Genomic DNA, 17562 nt, shown 5'->3' with positions numbered 1-17562 from the left:
AATTTGAAAAAATTGTTCTTTTTTTTCCTTATGGCTACATTGATTTTAACTGGTTGTAACATGAATGGCGACAGCAAAACCCAGCCGAATCCTGACAAAGAAGTGACGGGCACTTTAGGGGAGGATCCGGATGTTCTGATAACGAACCTGCAGGCCCCATGGTCGATCCAGAAGAATGGGGACACAATGTATGTGTCAGAGCGGGCAGGAACCATCGTTGAGTGGGACAAGGATAAGATGACACGGCAAAAGGTCAACCTTAAAAAGACATTGTCAGCTAAAGCGGAAGCTGGGTTGCTTGGATTTTTGCTAGCTCCCGATTTCTCTAAAAGCGGGCAAGCTTTCGCCTACTATACCTATGAAGAAGGCGGGGATCCCATCAATCGAATCGTCATTTTAGAAAAAAATGATGATAAATGGCAGGAGATGGAGACCTTAATCGACGGAATACCAAGCGGGGACTACCACCATGGCGGCAGGATCAAGATTGGACCGGACGATAAGCTATACGCAACAACAGGCGATGCAAGAAAGGCTGAAATCGCACAGGACCTAGATTCCTTAGGCGGGAAAATTCTGCGCATGAACCTGGATGGCACCATTCCGAAAGATAATCCTTTCGGGAATTCATACGTCTATTCATATGGTCACCGCAATCCACAAGGTCTCGCCTGGGATGAAGCAGGACAGTTATATGAAAGTGAACACGGAGATTCGGCACACGATGAATTAAATAAAATTGATCCGGGTAAGAACTATGGCTGGCCAGATATAGAGGGCGATGAGCAAAAACCTGATATGGTAACACCATTGGTTCATTCCGGTGAAAATACATGGGCTCCATCTGGCATGGCCTATTTTGACGGAAAGCTCTATTTTGCAGCCTTAAGGGGTGAAGCGCTTAAGAGTTATGATGTAAAAAGCGGAAAACTGACTGATATCATTACGGGCTCAGGAAGGATACGTGATGTATTCGTTGATGAAGGATTTCTTTATTTCATAAGCAATAATACGGACGGCCGAGGAAATCCTGATGAAAAGGATGATAAACTTTATCGGTTGCCACTATCTAGCCTAAAAGGGAATATGCCCTGAAGTTATCAATGAGAAGCTCGGAGATGTGGTATTTGTGTGATTCAAAATAGTTTTCGAATGAAATCATTCCGCAACGCAAAGATCAAATATCGGAAGCCTCGCTTTTTAATAGCGGGGTTTCCTTTTTGTTTATAGCCTCGAAGCATCGACCACGAAGAGCATGGCATGGCCCCGATTTGACTATACCGTTTCGCCAAACTCACAAGTATTCGCTCCAAATTCATGAGTAAAAGCATGAAATTCGCGAGTATTCGCTCGAAATTCACGAGAAAAAGCGTGCAATTCACGAGTATTTGCTCGAAACTCACGAGAAAAAGCGCGGAATTCACGAGTATTCGCTCGAAACTCACGAGCAAAAGCATGAAATTCACGAGTAACGCCCAAACTCACGAGTAAAAGCGTGCAATTCACGAGTATTTGCTCGAAACTCACGAGTAAAAGCGCGGAATTCACGAGTATTCGCTCCAAACTTCCAATTAAAAGCATGAACCTCCTGAATTTTGTCCCGGAAGCAATGGAGAAGCTGAGGAAGCGGTGTGCATACGATTATTTTCGTACAGCCGAAAGCTAGACATTTCTAATGAATAGGTGTATAGTTACCTAGGTAACTACTTTGTAGGAGGAATACCTTTGTCCTTTAATAATGGTTTTTTTCATCATAACTTACAATTTTCGAGGTCATTTACCAAAAAGTTAAATGAACAATTGGCCAAGGTTGATCTTTATCATTCCCAATGGTCGATTGTATATTATCTGAGTCAGTTTGGCTGTTCTACACTTGTTGAAATAAGCACATATCTAGATGTTGAGAAACCGACGGTAACCAGGACGGTAAATCGGTTGGAAGAACTTGATTTGATTGAACAAGTCCCAGGAAAAGATAAGCGGGAACGGAGAATACAGTTAACGGATTCAGGTTTAAGGACTTATCACGAGGCCAAAAAGGTAGTTGAAGAATTTGAACTTCAATTAATGAGCGGTTTGGCTGAAGAGGATCGAGAGGCAACGTTACGAACGTTGATTTTCCTGAAGGAGAAATTAAAACAAGAGTAAGGAAGAAGGATTGAAATGAATCAAAAACCGAAATTGTGGACGAAAGATTTCCTGATTGTTTCGTCTGCGAACTTTTTTTTATTTTTAACTTTTTATGTCTTGATGGTGACATTGACCATTTACACGATGGATAACTTTCATGCGTCGCAAGCACAAGCGGGACTTGCTTCAAGTATTTTTGTTCTCGGGGCTGTGCTTGTCAGACCGATTGCAGGGAAAAAAATTGACAAGATCGGCCGCAGAAAGATGTTGCTTGGATCATTGGTTCTATTCCTGGTTGCATCCATAGGCTATTTCCTGGTGAACAGTTTATCCCTCTTATTGATCGACCGGCTTATTCACGGTTTTGCTTTTGGCCTTGCCACTACCGCAACTGGAACGATTGCTGCAGATATCATTCCGAATGAGAGACGCGGGGAAGGTACTGGTTACTTTGCCATGAGTACAAACTTGGCAATGGCATTCGGTCCGTTTATTGGATTGCTGATAACACAGCATTTCAGTTATTCCATCATTTTCTATGCAGCCTCCTTATTTGCCGCATTTTCTTTAGTTGCCTCATTATTCATGAATGTGCCTGAAGGGGAACAGAGCGGAGTTTCACCACAAAAAGGATTTAAAATCAGTGATTACTTTGAGAAAAGGGCACTGCCCATTTCCATTTTTATCGGGTTTGCCGGATTTACCTATTCGAGCATCTTGTCCTATTTAACGTCTTTTGCAAAGGAAATGGATTTAATGGATGCGGCAAGTTTTTTCTTCGTCGTATTTGCTGTGTTCCTTTTGGCGTCCCGTCCGTTTACAGGACGGATGTTTGATGTGAAGGGGGAAAATGCAGTTATTTACCCATCGCTCTTACTATTTGCCGTCGGTATGGTCATCCTCAGCCAATCCCATCATGGTATCACGCTTCTGATTGCCGGCGCCTTTATCGGAGTGGGGTATGGTACGTTCCAATCAAGCTGTCAAGCGATTTCGATTAAGGAAGCCTCATCAAATCGGATGGGATTAGCCACATCCACGTTTTTTACAATGTATGACTTCGGTATTGGTGTTGGCCCATTCCTATTGGGATTCCTTATTCCATTTACAGGGTTCAAAGGGTTATTCATAGGAATGTCGATCTTTGCATTCGTACTTATTGGCATTTATTTCTTGGCACATGGAAAAAAAGCCTCGGCAAGAACGAAAATGCAGCATGAGGAACGCTTGTCTGCCTAATTTTTTGAATATGATTGTATAAAATGAAAAAATTTGGGGATGCTAATATTATGATTGATTTTCCAAAGTATCCCCCTTTTCTCCGCCTGTAATCCACAGGCGTTTTTTTTTTATGCCATAAACAAAAAAACCGCCTATTGGCGGTTTCTTTAAAATTTATAGGTCCATAATCGTTCTTTGCGAATCCAGTCTAGAAAATCCGCATCCTGATTTTCGAATTTCTCTTTCCAATCGATCACCATTGCCTGTGTTTGCGAACGGTGGGCAGTGAATGCAGCTACCTTTTTTTCTTCGACGGCAGAGATATCCTGGATGATGTCAGGCTGTCCCAATTCGTCAATGCAGTTATTTGAGAAGGCGACACAATGAAGTTTAGGTCTCTCTTTCTCTTCCATTCTTTCCACGGCTCGAACCACAGCCCGTGCCGTCGCTTCATGGTCTGGATGGACACTGTATCCTGGGTAAAACGTAATGATCAATGAAGGATTCAATTCATTGATGGCATCGGTAAATAATGATGTCAGCTTTTCATCATCTTCGAATTCAATCGTCTTATCGCGCAATCCAAGCATGCGTAAATCTTGGATGCCAATCGCATTTGCTGCATCGATTAATTCCTTTTTACGAATTTTAGGGAGCGATTCCCTTGTTGCAAATGGAGGGTTTCCTAAATTACGTCCCATTTCTCCTAAAGTTAAGCATAAATAGGTGACAGGAGTGCCCGCTTCTCTATGAAGGGCAAGCGTTCCGGAGACCGAGAAGGCTTCATCATCGGGATGTGGGAATATAACTAATACATGGCGTTCTTTTTCCAAGGTATATTTCTCCTTCCGTTCTACTTACAGTGAGTATGGTTATCGGTGAATGGGAGTTTTCATCGGAATTATATGATATATATCAAGCAAGTTGTCATCATTCAAAGGGAGTGGGACTGAGCTGCATGGAGACAGCAAGCTTTCCGGAAAAATCAAGGCCTGCCAATAGCAATCTCCCCTGTTCATCCAATTCGAAGTGGTTAACGCCTTCTGCATATACCCAGCCAATATTGAGCTTCAAGCCGATGCGGTAGGGTCCATCCCCAACAATCTTCCCATGTTCATACTGTATAAAAGCATTACGAATATAAGCACCTGCCGAAAAGAAAGCTTCATCTACATGAGTGGCATAGGCGCCATTTGTCGTTTCAAGGTGAAGATATACATCTTGTCCGGCGAAAGAATCAATGGCATTTTGCACCTCTGTACGGTCTATAGGTTTCATTCTATAATTTCCTCCTTAACTGGGCGGCTAGATAAGCTTTTCCTTCTTTCTATTTTACTAAATAAAAGCAAAAAAAGCGAAAAAGGCCGCTCGATGAATTTGAGCAGCCATTAATCTTGATGTTTTATTTTTGTGTTTTTTCCGCAATTCCATATTTATGGTATGCACCATGATTGACAGGTCCAACATAGTCATTCATCTTCCAAGAATGGCGAACCGCCTCGGTAATGAAGTCTTTAGCAATGAGGATAGCCTCACGCGGGCTTTTCCCTTCAGCCAATTGAGCTGCAATAGCTGCGGAAGAAGAACAGCCGGCACCATGTGTATTGGTCGTTTCGATTTTTTCTGATTCAAGGATTTCAAATTCTTTTCCATCATATAAAAGGTCGATGGCTTTATCAAGATCCAGCTTATTACCGCCTTTGATCAAGACATATTTTGCACCAAGTGCATGAATCTTTTCAGCTGCAGCCCTCATGTCATCAATCGTCTTGATAGGCGCAGTTCCCGCTAACTGAGCGGCCTCGAACAGGTTTGGCGTGACTACAGTTGCACGTGGAACAAGCAGTTCACGCAGAGCTACGGCCGTTTCAGGGTGCAATACTTCATCTTCACCTTTACATACCATAACTGGATCGATTACGACTTTGTCCAGCTTCAACTCGTCTATTTTACGGGCAACAAGTTCAATGATTTCCACTGATCCAAGCATTCCCGTTTTCATTGCGTCAATGCCGATTGATAAAATCGTTTCGATTTGGGCTTCCAAAACTTCTACCGGTGTAGGGAATACATTATGGGACCAGCCATTCTTCGGATCCATCGTCACGATTGTCGTTAAAGCGGACATACCGTAAACCCCGAATTCTTGGAATGTCTTTAAATCTGCTTGAAGACCCGCGCCGCCGCTCGAATCAGATCCGGCAACTGTCATAGCTCTTTTCATAGTCATTATGTGACCTCCTCAGGAGAATTAGATATCGATATTATCAGCATACCAGTTAATATCCTATTTTTAGAATATACCAAAATTTCTTTTATGTAAAACTTAGTTTTCACCCTAATATGAGTGTCTTAGAGAAAGAAGTGCAATGGCCTTGCATAAGTCATTTTTCGGACCTGGAATTCAGGAAATCGGATGGACGGGTAGCCTGCTTTTTTTGCTTTGGACCCTACTTTCCATCTTTTGAAATATAAAGCAAAGTTTGAGAAGGTGTCATTATTTTCAAAGTTGATTTAAAATAATATTTAAATATAGTGGACACATTTAGTATAGCTTTACCGTTCGATGCTGGATTAAACCCAAAAAAGGGAGGGAGATTCTTGTGGAATGGACAATGTTGCTTTTAGCTGGTGGGAAATCAAGCCGTATGGGAGTGAATAAGGCCCTGTTGACCATAGGTGGCGTTGTGAACATTTCAAGAGTGGCATCCGAATTGAAAAAGGTGTCAGAAAACATCATGGTCATTACGAATACATTTGAAGAATATCATTTTCTGCAACTTCCGCTAATTCCGGATTTACATAAAGGTCAAGGACCACTTGGCGGATTGCATGCAGGGTTGACCTCATCGAAAACGGAGCTTCAATTCATTGCAGCCTGTGATATGCCATTTGTGAGTGCAGATGCCATAAAGGATATCATTTCCCATTATGAACCTGAATTCGATGCTGTCGTTCCAGAAATAAATGGCAGGCTCCAGCCGCTTTTTGCTGTTTACCATAAAAGGTGTCTTCCTGTACTGACGGAGTGTTTATTAAAACATGAATTAAAAATGAGTCTATTTTTGGAAAAGATTTCGGTGAAAGTCATGAAAGAAACCGACTTTAAGTTATATTGCGAGAATCCTGAACATTTTCAATATCTTTTTTTCAATATGAATACGATGGAAGATTATCAAGAGGCAGGTTATATTGATCAAACTGAATTATATATAAAGGATGGTAGACATGAATTATAATATTTCAAAAGAGCCGATTGTCATCCAGGAAGTGTTTGATAAAGTAGTCAAGCGGAATGCAGGTGCCGTCACGACCTTTATTGGTACAGTGAGGGAAATGACGAAAGGAAAAAAGACTCTCTTCTTAATTTACGAAGCGTATGAACCGATGGCCATCAAGAAATTGGAGCAAATCGGATCTGAGATCAAGGAACGTTGGCCTGATGCAGAAACGGCGATCACCCATCGTGTAGGTAAACTTGAAATCACGGATATCGCAGTGGTTATTGCCGTTAGTACGCCACATCGAAATGATGCATATGAGGCGAATAGGTATGCGATTGAAAGAATTAAAGAAATCGTCCCGATCTGGAAAAAAGAACACTGGGAAGATGGGGAGACATGGGTAGGAAACCAGTTGGAAACCGTTCCATATCCATCGGGGAAACCGGAAGAGGGGGATATTGATGATTAATGTACTTTTATTTGCCCAATTGAAAGATGAGCTAGGCAAAGAGACCCTTTCTATAGAAGGAAATGGAATGAGTGTGGCGGAGCTAAAAGGAAAAATGAAGGTGGATTTTCAATTGGGAGGTCTAGAAACCGTCATGACGGCGGTCAATGAAGAATTTGCCGATGATGACACGCTACTATCTGATGGAGATACAGTTGCTTTCATTCCACCAGTAAGTGGGGGCTAAAGCGTTCGGAAGGGAGGGTTCACGGTGAAAGAGCGATATTCAAGGCAGACTTTATTCGCCCCCATTGGTGAAGGGGGCCAATTGAAAATTATGAAGAAGCATGTCTTGCTTCTTGGTGCGGGTGCTTTGGGATCTGCTAATGCCGAGGCCCTTACTCGGGCAGGAGTAGGGAAGCTTACCATTGTCGACAGGGATTATGTCGAGACCAGTAATTTACAGCGCCAACAATTGTATACGGAACGGGATGTCGAGGAGAAACTGCCAAAAGCAGAAGCGGCAAAGCGTCATTTATTTGATATCAATCATGAAGTTGAAGTGAATGCCATCATCATGGACGCAACTGCCCAGAACCTCGAACAGCTGCTTGGTGATGTTGATTTGATATTGGATGCAACCGATAACTTTGAGACACGGATGATCATTAATGATTTATCACAAAAGCTTCATATACCGTGGATTTATGGGGCATGTGTGGGGAGTGTTGGCATGACTTTGACGATCCTTCCCGGACAGACTCCATGTTTGCACTGTTTGCTTAAAGCAATCCCCATTCAAGGAATGACCTGTGACACAGGAGGAATCATATCACCGGCTGTAACGATGGTAGTGGCACACCAAACTGCCGAAGCTTTGAAAATCCTTGTTGAGGATTGGGAATCGGTACGTCCTGCACTTGTTTCTTTTGATCTGTGGAGAAATCAATACCAAACCGTTAAATTGACAAAAGCGAAAAAGAAAGATTGTCTCTCATGCGGGGAGCAGAGGACATACCCCTTTTTAACACAGGAAAATGCAACGAAAACGGCTGTTCTTTGCGGGAGGGATACTGTACAGGTAAGACCGCCAAATCCTTTGGAACTGCAACTCGAGAAACTAGCCAAAGATCTGGACGGCAGCGGCTATTTGGTGAAATTCAATCCATTTCTTCTCTCTTGTGAAAAAGCTGGGGAGCGTATCGTCATTTTCAAGGATGGCCGGGCGTTGATTCACGGTACTAAGGACATGGTCCATGCAAAGGCCACGTACCAAAGCATCCTGGGATAATGAATATAAAAAACGAGGCTGCCGGTTAAGGAGCCTCGCTTTTTTATGAATCCATATAGGGTAATGGTTATCGGGTATTAGTGTGTAACCCCGTCTTTATTATCTTGTTTGGAAGCAACGATGACCACTTTTCCTTCGTCAAGCACTTCCTCGTATCGTTCTGCTTCCATATCCGTAAGACCAAGATTGCTCATTCGATTACGAAGTTCGTCTCCACGTGATTTAAAGAGATTTCCAACCGTATCAAGGAAGCCTTGTTCCTTCATGCCTACATCTTCCGTATTTGTATTCTCAGTAAGGTGCTTCGAACGCGTTTTATCATGGGCAAACAAATATACATCGTCCTTCGTATATCCTGAAGTAACTAATTGATCGATTTTTTCCTTTGCTTGTAAACCGTTTTCTACTACGTGTACTTGATACATATAAACTCCTCCTTGAATTTTAGTGTAAGATTCCCTTGAAAATAGGTAAATGGAATCTTGCTTATCGTGGTTGTTGATTGGCTATAGTAGTATATAACCTTATTTGGGCATCGATAAACATCATTTACCGAAATAATTTAGTAAGTGGTGAAGCGGAACACCTTTTGAATGCGATAGGTCAAATATTTGAAAACAGGTAGTTTCTTTTGATATTCACTATAATCTACAGTGTATGTTCCATCTTGATTTGTCCAAAGTCTTTGAAAATAGTTTTCTACATCATTAGAAACGTCCGCATCATTTGGAGCATGGATTTCAACATTCGCTTCAAGATTATAATCATCTAGATTGCGTGACGTATAATTAGCCGATCCTCCAAGGATAACCGTTTCATCAGCCCTTTGGATCATCATCAACTTTGTATGGAACTGTTCTTTATCTGTTTTGTACCAGCGGATCGAGACATTTTCATCCCCCAGTTTTTCGAATTCGGCGGCAACCGGAAGATTGGGAAGCCCGATTTTTTCACTTCCAAAAGCGTTTTGATTCGGATCCAATATCATTTGAATCTTAACACCCCGTTTAGCTGCATCCGTTAATGCCTCGACAACCTCGCGATCGGCAATGTAGAACATGGCAAGATGGATGTGGTCACCCTTTTTTGCATCCTTGATTGCCTTAAGGACATGTTTATTGATTTTTCCTTCCGTTAGCAGTTGTACCGATATAGGTCCTTTATCTGCTGATGTCCCTTTGAACTCAGGAAATGACTTCGGTCCTCCCGAGAATTTCGAAGCGGCTTCTTCGGCTTTAACAAAATCTCCGATGATATTCCCATCCATCTGGAACGCAATATTGGAATGGAATCCACTTGCGTCATGAGGATTGGCAGATGAGATGATGGCCGTTTTTTCAGTAGCGACCACTTTTCTGTGATTGGCTTTGATATTCATCAGTCTAAGATAAGAACGCAAGGTGACCTTTGGTGCGCTTTTAGCCATTGGATTCACAATCCAGCCTTTCCCGCTTTCACCGAACCATTGGAAAAAGGTCCGATATACACCTGAATAGAGAGGATTCGGATCCCGGAGGCGGTCTAAGTTGGTAACAATGACATCAATGCCATTTTTCTTCATCGTTTCCAATGCCTCTAGCTGGTAGGCATTATAGGAAGTATTCACTTCATCAGTAATGAAAATAACCTGGAGGCCAGGTTTCTTTTTCTTTTGTTCAACCAGATTATCCTTCAGAGTCTCGGTTAGCTTCGGGAAGTTTATCTTTTCATCATAAAAAGCATTAAACAAAAACATGTCGATTACGATATAAGAATCAGCCTCTTCTATGGCTTGATTTATGGTTCGAAAAATTCGCTGCTCATGTTGCATATCCCCTTGTTCATCGTGATAGGAAAGGTCATAGATGAAATCGATATCCTCGACATGGTGAACCTTTCCTTCATAGGAAATACCATCGGGGAGAGGCTTGTAGCTGTTATAGATGATTACGAGTGCAATGACGATCAAAATGCTGACAAGCAGATAAAATCGTTTTCTTTTGTACCATTTTTTCATAGGGAATCCTCCAACATGGTTAAATTGCTTGCTAACTTTCTGTTTTCCCACTTTTGGGGTATATAGAAACATAAATCGTAATCTATGGAAAAAGACAAGGCGATGTAGTTTGATATAATGTAGTTTCAAAAAGTGGAGAGGTGCTGTGGCAGATGGCAAAGCAGTTATTAACAAATGATTGGTGGCCTCTATTGAAAGAGGAATTCAAAAAAGAATATTACCAGGAGCTAAGGGAATTCATAAAGCAAGAGTATAGTCAGCGAGTCGTTCATCCCGATCAGGACGATATTTTCAATGCACTTCACTATACTCCTTATGAAGAAGTAAAGGTTGTCATCCTTGGACAGGACCCTTACCATGGCCCTGGTCAAGCGCATGGCCTTAGTTTTTCAGTTAAGCCGGAGGTTCGCATCCCACCTTCTTTAAGAAATATTTTTAAAGAGTTACACACCGATCTAGGCTATGAGGTTCCGAATAATGGTTACCTAGTCGAATGGGCAAAACAGGGAGTGCTTCTATTGAATACCGTCATGACTGTTCGTGAGGGAGAGGCAAACTCACACCGCGGAAAAGGATGGGAAATCTTTACGAATCAAGTTATTCGCCTATTGAATGACCGTCCGCAGCCTGTTGTATTCATCCTGTGGGGGAAACCTGCACAAACCAAAATCCCTTTGATTGATGAGACCCGTCATAAAATCATTAAGTCCGTACATCCGAGTCCGCTGTCGGCTTCCCGTGGTTTCTTTGGCACCAAGCCTTTTTCCACAACAAATCAATTGCTGATGGAAATGGGGGAATCCCCAATTGATTGGAAAATCTCGAACCGATGATATGGGCAAGAAAACGAAACGGGTGAATTGTATAGCGTGCCGCCATTTCTATATAACCTGGGATCCCAGTTTTCCAAAGGGCTGCCGTGCTTTTCAATTTAAAACATCAAACCAGCCTTCTCTTGATGTCTTTCATTCTTCAGGACAGCCATGCATGAAATTTCAGGCCAAGCCAATTAAGAGGTAGGAAATATGCAAGGTGTTTTCTTCTCTGATTTTTGCTATGCTAGTTATGATAGTTTTGACCTGTATATAGACGAGGTGGTAAAGTTGGATATTTCATCAAGACAAATGTTGGATAAAATTGAAGAGCTTGCTTTAAAAGCGAAACAGGCAAATTCAGAGGATAAGGTGCAGGGGTATGTAATCGCCATTAAGTCACTTTGTGAAGTAATGGTGGATGAAAAAGCAGTGAACATCAGCATACCGAAGCCAATCACATTGACCCAGCCCGTTATGTCGGCTACACCGAATGTAGAACCGGTTAAAATGGATGAGGCCAATGGGGAGTCCTTGTTCGATTTTTAAATTAGGGAAGGGGAGCGAAATAATTGAAACTGTTCATCATTTTAGGTGCATTGAATGGGTTTATTGCTGTGGCACTAGGTGCATTCGGTGCACACGGGCTGGAAGGGAAAATTCCTGATAAATATTTAGAAACCTGGCAAACCGCTGTTCAATATCAAATGTTCCATGCGGTGGGTTTATTGGTAATTGGTTTATTGGCTGGGAAGATTTCAAGTCCGCTGATCAACTGGTCCGGCTGGCTTATGCTAATAGGAATTATCCTGTTTTCCGGAAGCCTATTCGTTCTAAGCGTTACGCAAATCAAAGTCCTTGGTGCCATCACACCGCTTGGCGGGGTTTCATTCTTGGTTGCTTGGGTCTTAATGATCATTGCTGCATATAAATACTTGTAATGAAAAAAGTCATTCCAATATAAGAAGAGCCTCAAAATCAAATAGATTCTGAGGCTCTTCTTTATTGGATTTTCTTTACCTTGGCGAATAGGTGGCAAGCCCAGCGCCTCCAAATGGATATTCATATTCGATTTCTTCATCAAACGTTATATAATCTAAGTATACCATCGGGATTAAGTATCGTTTTCCCGTTTGAGGGTCGCTTATGATTAAGTGATCGCGTCCTGCAGCCTCAATGATTCCTTTGAAGATCTTGGCATTCCATTCCTTGTTGTTTTCAAACGTTGTATAAACAGTGGCTAATTTCCCTTTATTCAAACGCAAGATGTTCTCGATGTACGACTGTTCGACCGGAAGCATGCCGGGTATCTGTGGTCCGGAAGTGGCTGGACTCACCTGCATCGGCATTTGTTGTGGCGTGCCTGCCATAGTGGGCTGTTGTGGCTGGTATGATGGCTGTTGGTATCCTTGCTGCGGGTAACCTTGTTGCGGGTTAGGATTCTGCTGCCTTAGTTCAGGCTCATTATTCTCATAGGGGTAATAAGGGCTTCCCCCGTACGGATAGTTACCATAAGGATTATTTTGTGACATTGCATTCCCTCCTAAATTCAAGGTTTAGTTGATGCTGTGGAATTTGGACAATCCAAGAGTGTGGACTGGGAGAAACTGTGCGATTTATAGCGACCGGTAGTATTGTATATGTTTTCTGGACAATCCCCGGGTGGCTTAAAAAACCACAATGAAAGTTAAGCGATACATAACGGCTGCCGTTCATGATATAAACCATACCCTCTTGCCGGCCAATGAATAGAAGTAACGTTCCTTCACCTCGCTGGAGTCAGGAATTGCCTTGATCAATTTTCCTGAAGCTGAATGGGACTGTGAAAAAATAAATTCATCACTATTGAAAATGTATGGGATGTGGATTGGATTTATTCCATAGCCGGGGAAAAATAAAAAGGAGGGGACGCAAAAAAAGCTTCCGGAAACCGGAAGCCCATCGTCTTATACGTATAGGAATGAAGGTACGTTTTCTTCCGGCAGGATATTGCCTACAAAGAAAGAACCAAATGCAGCGTAACGTGCACTCACTTCATCAAAACGCATTTCATAGATTAATTTTTTAAATTGAAGGACATCATCTGCGAATAGTGTAACGCCCCATTCATAATCGTCAAAACCGACAGAACCCGAAATGATTTGTTTCACTTTACCGGCATAACTGCGGCCAATCAAGCCGTGGGAACGCATTAAGCCTTTGCGCTCTTCCATGGAAAGCATATACCAGTTATCATCGCCATCACGACGCTTGTCCATTGGATAGAAGCACACATGTTTCGCTTTTGGAAGTATCGGATAAAGTCTTGAACGGACATGAGGGTTCTGGTAAGGGTCCTCACCATCTCCTCCAGCTAAGTAATTGCTTAATTCCACGACGGAAACGTATGAATAAGCAGGAACTGTATATTCCGCAAGCTTCGTTTTGTTGAATTCGTTTTCAATTGCATTCAATTCCTCCATGGTTGGGCGGGCAAACATAAGCATGAAGTCCGCTTTCTGACCAACGATGGAATATAGGGCATGGCTGCCTTCATTGTCGCTTTGTGTCATATTCCATTTATCCAGTAAACCTTGGAATTCTGAGATGGCCAATTGGCGTTCGTCGCTTGATAACGTTTTCCAAGAAGCCCAGTCGATCAGACGGAAATCATGTAAACAATACCAGCCGTCCAGTGTTTGTGCTGCTTCACTCATTACGATCACTCCTAAGTCTTATTATAACTTTAATATAACATAGTTTCAGTATAAGGAAATTTATATCAACCCGCAAACACCATCACTGTTTTTCGGTGTTCAAACAATATTCAAATTTGCGGATTGGCAGGGGACCAAAGTGGCTGGAAATTACCTGGCTGCTAGAGTATTCTTAAAAGAAGACGACTATGGATTTTCACCGGATGGTTAAATATAGAAGGAAATAGGGAAAACGTATCTAAAAAAGGAGGAAGAGCCAATGGGTGATTTATTTGAAATATTGGAAGCGAAAGTTATGGGGAATAATTTAAAGATCGTTTTTCCAGAAGGGCTGGATGAACGGATTTTGGGAGCGGCAGCAAGGCTTGCCAAAGCTAAACTGGTGACACCGGTATTGATCGGGGATATCGGGTCGATTCAAGAGAAGGCAAAAGATATGAAAATCTCCCTTGATGCAATCGAAATATATGATCCGAAGAATTATATCATGATGGACGAAATGGTTGAAGCGTTCGTGAAGGTCCGTGAGGGTAAAGCGACCGAGGTACAAGCACGTGAAATCTTAATGGATGAGAACTACTTTGGAACCATGCTCGTCCATATGAAACAGGCACATGGAATGGTAAGTGGTGCAACGCATTCGACTGCCGATACGGTTCGTCCCGCCTTAAGGATCATAAAAACAAAGCCAGGCGTCCAAAAAACATCGGGAGTATTCATCATGGTCCGGGATGAAGAAAAATATGTGTTCGCGGATTGTGCGATCAATATAAACCCCAATTCCCAAGACCTGGCTGAAATTGCTATAGAAAGTGCGAAGACTGCACTAATGTTCGATATCGAACCGCGTGTGGCAATGCTGAGCTTTTCGACGAAGGGGTCGGCAACATCCCCCGAAACCTTAAAAGTGGCTGATGCTGTCGATTTGGCAAAAGAAATGGACCCTGAAGTAATTCTTGATGGGGAATTTCAGTTTGACGCGGCTTTCGTTCCTTCGGTAGCAAGAAAAAAAGCGCCGGATTCCCTTATTCAGGGGGATGCGAATGTTTTTATTTTCCCAAGTCTCGAAGCAGGGAACATTAGCTATAAGATGGTACAGCGCTTGGGTGGCTTCGAAGCGGTCGGTCCGATCCTACAGGGGCTGAACCGTCCGGTGAATGACCTTTCGAGGGGATGCAGTGAAGAGGATGTATATAAACTGGCTGTCATTACAGCGGCACAGGGATTTGTGGCGCAGTATCAATAGGCAGCTTGAGGATTAAATGTAGAGGGAGATTCGTATGAGTGAAACAGATTCATTATTAATGCAGCAAGAGTGGAGGATTATTGACCAATCTTCCGTTGGACCTCAGTTTCCAGCTCTGGAGTCCTTTGCGATGGATGATACATTTTGTGCTTCCGTAGGGTCAGGTAAATCAGCGGCCGTAGCCAGGGCGTGGGTACATCATCGAACCATCGTCATGGGTATACAGGATACGAAGTTGCCTTTTCTTAAAAAGGGTTTGGATCATTTAGAAGAACATGGTTTTCAGGCCATCGTGAGGAATTCCGGAGGGCTGGCAGTCGTGCTGGATGAGGGTGTCCTTAATTTGTCGCTCATTTTTCCTGAAAACGAGCAGAAAATTGAAATCAATCGTGGATATGATGCGATGTGGGAGCTTGTCCAATTGATGTTTGCCGATTTCCCGGTCACGATGGAGGCAAGGGAAATCATCGGTTCCTATTGTCCTGGAAGTTATGATTTAAGTATAAATGGGCAAAAGTTTGCCGGGATATCCCAACGCAGGATCCGCAATGGCGTAGCGGTGCAAATCTATTTGTGTGTCAATGGAAGCGGGGCTGAACGTGCCAGCCTCGTGAAGGGTTTTTATGATGCAGCTAAAGGAAATGCAGAAACTAAATTCGCTTATCCTGATATCGTCCCTTCGGTAATGGCGTCCCTAACGGAATTGTTGGGCGTGCAATTGAGTGTTCAGGACGTTATGCTCAGATTCCTGCATGTATTGAAGGAACATAGCGAAAGGATATTCTCTGACACTCTTTCCGTTCAGGAATGGCCGATGTATGAGGCATACTTGACAAGAGTGGTGGAACGCAATGATAAAGTGTTCGATGCATTAAAGGATTGATATGAAAGAAGCCGTTCCAGTAATTCAGGAACGGCTTTTTCATTAAATACGACTTTAGCATTCACTGAAACTTTAAAAGGCCTGTATGATAGGCGGAGATATTATTGATTCTTTCTTGAAACAATGAAAAAAAGAGCCTTGTCGGCTCCCTTTTTTAAGATAAACATGGGTGAAACGGCCTTTGGCATGTGGTTGATCTATTATAACTGAACCCCACATTATCTTATTACTCGGCCATTTTTTCCAAATTGCCATTCCGGTCCATCTTGAACTTCGTTGCCGGACGTTCCTCTTCCTCTAACAAGACCAGCTTTCTTGCTCGATTCATGATATTCATCAAAGTTTCATAATCTTCCTGCATCAAGCCGCTGTTTTGTTCCAGGTGGCTGATTTTATTCTCCAAATCTTCGTTTCGCTTTTTCAGCCCTTTAATTTCAAGCTTCAATCTTTCATTTTCGGTTTTTAATACTTCAGCTTGAAGCATGCGGCCGTTCATAGATTCCAAATAGGCGATGACGGCATCAAGGCTCATGGCCGTTTCCAAAGTCACTGGTGTTTGCTGTGTCATAGGAGCGAGGGCTTCAGCCACAACGAATTCCTCTGCTGCTTCATAATTGGTAGTATCGACTTCGGACTTCAACTCTAGTTCCTCTTCTTGTACATGGGGAACCATTATGTCGGAAATCGTTGGGGACGGCGGTGTATAAAGAAGCCGTTTTTTCCCTCCTTGATCTTTTCCAAGGATCCTTTGCCGCTGCTTACGCTGTTTCTTGGCTAGGGAAAGCGCCTTATCATAATTATGGCGGACAACTGCATTCCAGCGGAATCCGCATGCTGCAGAGGTGCGATTCAACTTATCTCCTACCTCTTCAAAAGCATTAAGCTGAGTGCTGCCTTCCCGCACATGGCGCAATACCGTTTCAGCCAAAAGCAAATCATCTTCTTCTGTCCAGGCGTCTTGACGAACCTTCATTTCTACATACTCCCTTTCTGGTAACTTTTAAAATAAATAACTATATAAAATATCGTGTGGCAGTGATTTATGGAGTGTTCTACTAGCATTTTGGACAAAATCTGGATTTTTTATACAAAAAGGTTAAAAGGATACTAGTTTTTTGATTAATTACATCCTTTTACAGCGGCTGCCCTTTCCTTTTCACATGTTCAAGCCCTCTTGATATTCATAAGTAGAAGCGGTAAAATACCCTTTAGTCATATAAATGGATGAAAAATAGTTTGTCATGGAAAGGATGGTGACCGGAGGATGTCCAATGAATTCAGAGTGTGCGATGACTGCTTGGCGGTAAACATTAAAACATTGATCCCGCGTCTTGAAAAGCTTGATCCCGACGCGAAAATTGAAGTGGGCTGTCAATCCTATTGCGGTCCTGGCAGAAAGAAGTCTTTTGCCTTTGTCAATAACCGTCCAGTTGCTGCACCGACAGAAGACGAGTTACTAGATAAAATCAATAAAAAACTAAAGTAGGATCCATGATATATAGGTAGAGTGGATTGTTTGCTTATGATAAATGGAACAAGTAATCATCACCCAGATTCAACACACTGCGGTGATTTTTTATTTTCTTATTTTCAAGACAAAATCAGACCGAAACTT

22 protein-coding genes are annotated in these 17562 nt (G+C 42.5%); 13 read left to right on the top strand and 9 right to left on the bottom strand.

Annotated elements, in window-relative coordinates; translation table 11 throughout:
* The first annotated feature begins 3 nt into the window (after positions 1–3).
* Positions 4–1095: a PQQ-dependent sugar dehydrogenase gene (locus FNK51_RS02550; RefSeq protein WP_286178548.1), complete on the top strand. Its 1092-nt coding sequence runs from the start codon at positions 4–6 to the stop codon at positions 1093–1095.
* A 180-nt stretch (positions 1096–1275) separates the two neighbouring features.
* Here the strand turns inward: FNK51_RS02550 and FNK51_RS02545 are convergent, their stop codons facing one another.
* A complete protein-coding gene (locus FNK51_RS02545; RefSeq protein WP_141992336.1) occupies positions 1276–1581 on the bottom strand; it encodes a hypothetical protein in 306 nt (101 codons plus the stop codon).
* A gap of 144 nt (positions 1582–1725) precedes the next feature.
* On the opposite strand from FNK51_RS02545, the gene FNK51_RS02540 reads away from it, so the two are divergent.
* Together FNK51_RS02540 and FNK51_RS02535 are read left to right on the top strand one after the other, a co-directional pair.
* A complete protein-coding gene (locus FNK51_RS02540) occupies positions 1726–2148 on the top strand; it encodes a MarR family winged helix-turn-helix transcriptional regulator (protein ID WP_141992335.1) in 423 nt (140 codons plus the stop codon).
* Positions 2149–2163: 15 nt separating this feature from the next.
* A complete protein-coding gene (locus tag FNK51_RS02535) occupies positions 2164–3369 on the top strand; it encodes an MFS transporter (RefSeq protein WP_141992334.1) in 1206 nt (401 codons plus the stop codon).
* 149 nt (positions 3370–3518) lie between these two features.
* Here FNK51_RS02535 and bshB2 read toward each other — a convergent pair whose 3' ends face one another.
* From bshB2 to pdxK, 3 genes are all read right to left on the bottom strand, one after another.
* Positions 3519–4184, bottom strand: coding sequence for a bacillithiol biosynthesis deacetylase BshB2 (gene bshB2, locus FNK51_RS02530; protein WP_098370231.1), 666 nt, complete (start codon positions 4182–4184; stop codon positions 3519–3521).
* Between the two features lie 97 nt (positions 4185–4281).
* Positions 4282–4629, bottom strand: a complete 348-nt coding sequence (locus tag FNK51_RS02525) for a YojF family protein (RefSeq protein ID WP_076368396.1) — start codon at positions 4627–4629, stop codon at positions 4282–4284.
* A 124-nt stretch (positions 4630–4753) separates the two neighbouring features.
* Positions 4754–5581 carry a pyridoxine/pyridoxal/pyridoxamine kinase gene (gene pdxK / locus FNK51_RS02520; RefSeq protein ID WP_181762157.1) on the bottom strand — a complete coding sequence of 276 codons (828 nt, stop codon included), beginning with the start codon at positions 5579–5581 and terminating at the stop codon, positions 4754–4756.
* Between the two features lie 373 nt (positions 5582–5954).
* Here pdxK and mobA point away from each other — a divergent pair, with 373 nt between their 5' ends.
* Genes mobA through FNK51_RS02500 form a run of 4 tightly spaced genes read left to right on the top strand, consistent with a single transcriptional unit; the run spans position 5955 to position 8314 of the window.
* Positions 5955–6590 carry a molybdenum cofactor guanylyltransferase gene (mobA, locus tag FNK51_RS02515; protein WP_141992333.1) on the top strand — a complete coding sequence of 212 codons (636 nt, stop codon included), beginning with the start codon at positions 5955–5957 and terminating at the stop codon, positions 6588–6590.
* Positions 6580–7044, top strand: a complete 465-nt coding sequence (locus FNK51_RS02510; RefSeq protein WP_098370229.1) for a molybdenum cofactor biosynthesis protein MoaE — start codon at positions 6580–6582, stop codon at positions 7042–7044. Before mobA ends, FNK51_RS02510 begins: the two co-directional genes overlap by 11 nt.
* Positions 7037–7270, top strand: coding sequence for a molybdopterin converting factor subunit 1 (gene moaD / locus FNK51_RS02505; protein ID WP_141992332.1), 234 nt, complete (start codon positions 7037–7039; stop codon positions 7268–7270). Before FNK51_RS02510 ends, moaD begins: the two co-directional genes overlap by 8 nt.
* 24 nt (positions 7271–7294) lie before the next feature.
* The gene (locus FNK51_RS02500; RefSeq protein ID WP_141992331.1) at positions 7295–8314 is read left to right on the top strand and encodes a MoeB/ThiF family adenylyltransferase; all 1020 of its coding nucleotides are present in this window, start codon (positions 7295–7297) and stop codon (positions 8312–8314) included.
* A 77-nt stretch (positions 8315–8391) separates the two neighbouring features.
* On the opposite strand, the gene FNK51_RS02495 is transcribed toward FNK51_RS02500, so the two are convergent.
* Positions 8392–8739, bottom strand: coding sequence for a YflT domain-containing protein (locus FNK51_RS02495; RefSeq protein WP_098370226.1), 348 nt, complete (start codon positions 8737–8739; stop codon positions 8392–8394).
* Positions 8740–8876: 137 nt separating this feature from the next.
* The gene (locus tag FNK51_RS02490; RefSeq protein WP_141992330.1) at positions 8877–10310 is read right to left on the bottom strand and encodes a phospholipase D family protein; all 1434 of its coding nucleotides are present in this window, start codon (positions 10308–10310) and stop codon (positions 8877–8879) included.
* A gap of 152 nt (positions 10311–10462) precedes the next feature.
* Here FNK51_RS02490 and FNK51_RS02485 point away from each other — a divergent pair, with 152 nt between their 5' ends.
* The 3 genes from FNK51_RS02485 to FNK51_RS02470 all read left to right on the top strand — a co-directional run bounded on the left by FNK51_RS02485 (position 10463) and on the right by FNK51_RS02470 (position 12063).
* On the top strand, positions 10463–11143 hold the full coding sequence (locus FNK51_RS02485) for a uracil-DNA glycosylase (RefSeq protein ID WP_141992329.1): 681 nt from the start codon (positions 10463–10465) through the stop codon (positions 11141–11143).
* 192 nt (positions 11144–11335) lie between these two features.
* Positions 11336–11671, top strand: a complete 336-nt coding sequence (locus FNK51_RS02475) for a YwdI family protein (RefSeq protein WP_141992328.1) — start codon at positions 11336–11338, stop codon at positions 11669–11671.
* Positions 11672–11694: 23 nt separating this feature from the next.
* Complete coding sequence (locus FNK51_RS02470; RefSeq protein WP_076368389.1) at positions 11695–12063, top strand: DUF423 domain-containing protein; 369 nt, start codon at positions 11695–11697, stop codon at positions 12061–12063.
* A gap of 75 nt (positions 12064–12138) precedes the next feature.
* Here the strand turns inward: FNK51_RS02470 and gerQ are convergent, their stop codons facing one another.
* Both gerQ and hemQ read right to left on the bottom strand, forming a co-directional pair.
* Complete coding sequence (gene gerQ, locus FNK51_RS02465) at positions 12139–12654, bottom strand: spore coat protein GerQ (RefSeq protein WP_141992327.1); 516 nt, start codon at positions 12652–12654, stop codon at positions 12139–12141.
* 414 nt (positions 12655–13068) lie between these two features.
* Positions 13069–13818 carry a hydrogen peroxide-dependent heme synthase gene (hemQ, locus tag FNK51_RS02460; RefSeq protein WP_063234194.1) on the bottom strand — a complete coding sequence of 250 codons (750 nt, stop codon included), beginning with the start codon at positions 13816–13818 and terminating at the stop codon, positions 13069–13071.
* Between the two features lie 259 nt (positions 13819–14077).
* On the opposite strand from hemQ, the gene pta reads away from it, so the two are divergent.
* Complete coding sequence (gene pta, locus FNK51_RS02455) at positions 14078–15064, top strand: phosphate acetyltransferase (RefSeq protein WP_141992326.1); 987 nt, start codon at positions 14078–14080, stop codon at positions 15062–15064.
* A gap of 34 nt (positions 15065–15098) precedes the next feature.
* On the top strand, positions 15099–15947 hold the full coding sequence (gene lipL / locus FNK51_RS02450) for an octanoyl-[GcvH]:protein N-octanoyltransferase (RefSeq protein ID WP_141992325.1): 849 nt from the start codon (positions 15099–15101) through the stop codon (positions 15945–15947).
* Positions 15948–16173: 226 nt separating this feature from the next.
* Here lipL and FNK51_RS02445 read toward each other — a convergent pair whose 3' ends face one another.
* Positions 16174–16920, bottom strand: a complete 747-nt coding sequence (locus FNK51_RS02445; protein WP_098370219.1) for an RsfA family transcriptional regulator — start codon at positions 16918–16920, stop codon at positions 16174–16176.
* 291 nt (positions 16921–17211) lie between these two features.
* On the opposite strand from FNK51_RS02445, the gene FNK51_RS02440 reads away from it, so the two are divergent.
* Complete coding sequence (locus FNK51_RS02440; RefSeq protein WP_048683566.1) at positions 17212–17433, top strand: YuzB family protein; 222 nt, start codon at positions 17212–17214, stop codon at positions 17431–17433.
* The last annotated feature ends 129 nt before the right edge of the window (positions 17434–17562 follow it).

It is taken from the genome of Bacillus sp. B4EP4a (assembly GCF_006680105.1).
GTDB lineage: Bacteria > Bacillota > Bacilli > Bacillales > DSM-1321 > Peribacillus > Peribacillus simplex_E.
This window is presented reverse-complemented; position numbering and strand designations above follow the sequence as displayed.

Bases quoted from the DNA above. Each gene is read 5' to 3' on its own strand.
- FNK51_RS02545 (WP_141992336.1), bottom strand. From the start codon at position 1,581: ATGCTTTTAATTGGAAGTTTGGAGCGAATACTCGTGAATTCCGCGCTT.
- FNK51_RS02535 (WP_141992334.1), top strand. From the start codon at position 2,164: ATGAATCAAAAACCGAAATTGTGGACGAAAGATTTCCTGATTGTTTCG.
- FNK51_RS02525 (WP_076368396.1), bottom strand. From the start codon at position 4,629: ATGAAACCTATAGACCGTACAGAGGTGCAAAATGCCATTGATTCTTTC.
- pdxK (WP_181762157.1), bottom strand. From the start codon at position 5,581: ATGACTATGAAAAGAGCTATGACAGTTGCCGGATCTGATTCGAGCGGC.
- FNK51_RS02510 (WP_098370229.1), top strand. From the start codon at position 6,580: ATGAATTATAATATTTCAAAAGAGCCGATTGTCATCCAGGAAGTGTTT.
- moaD (WP_141992332.1), top strand. From the start codon at position 7,037: ATGATTAATGTACTTTTATTTGCCCAATTGAAAGATGAGCTAGGCAAA.
- FNK51_RS02495 (WP_098370226.1), bottom strand. From the start codon at position 8,739: ATGTATCAAGTACACGTAGTAGAAAACGGTTTACAAGCAAAGGAAAAA.
- FNK51_RS02490 (WP_141992330.1), bottom strand. From the start codon at position 10,310: ATGAAAAAATGGTACAAAAGAAAACGATTTTATCTGCTTGTCAGCATT.
- FNK51_RS02485 (WP_141992329.1), top strand. From the start codon at position 10,463: ATGGCAAAGCAGTTATTAACAAATGATTGGTGGCCTCTATTGAAAGAG.
- FNK51_RS02475 (WP_141992328.1), top strand. From the start codon at position 11,336: ATGCAAGGTGTTTTCTTCTCTGATTTTTGCTATGCTAGTTATGATAGT.
- gerQ (WP_141992327.1), bottom strand. From the start codon at position 12,654: ATGTCACAAAATAATCCTTATGGTAACTATCCGTACGGGGGAAGCCCT.
- hemQ (WP_063234194.1), bottom strand. From the start codon at position 13,818: ATGAGTGAAGCAGCACAAACACTGGACGGCTGGTATTGTTTACATGAT.
- pta (WP_141992326.1), top strand. From the start codon at position 14,078: ATGGGTGATTTATTTGAAATATTGGAAGCGAAAGTTATGGGGAATAAT.
- lipL (WP_141992325.1), top strand. From the start codon at position 15,099: ATGAGTGAAACAGATTCATTATTAATGCAGCAAGAGTGGAGGATTATT.
- FNK51_RS02445 (WP_098370219.1), bottom strand. From the start codon at position 16,920: ATGAAGGTTCGTCAAGACGCCTGGACAGAAGAAGATGATTTGCTTTTG.
- FNK51_RS02440 (WP_048683566.1), top strand. From the start codon at position 17,212: ATGTCCAATGAATTCAGAGTGTGCGATGACTGCTTGGCGGTAAACATT.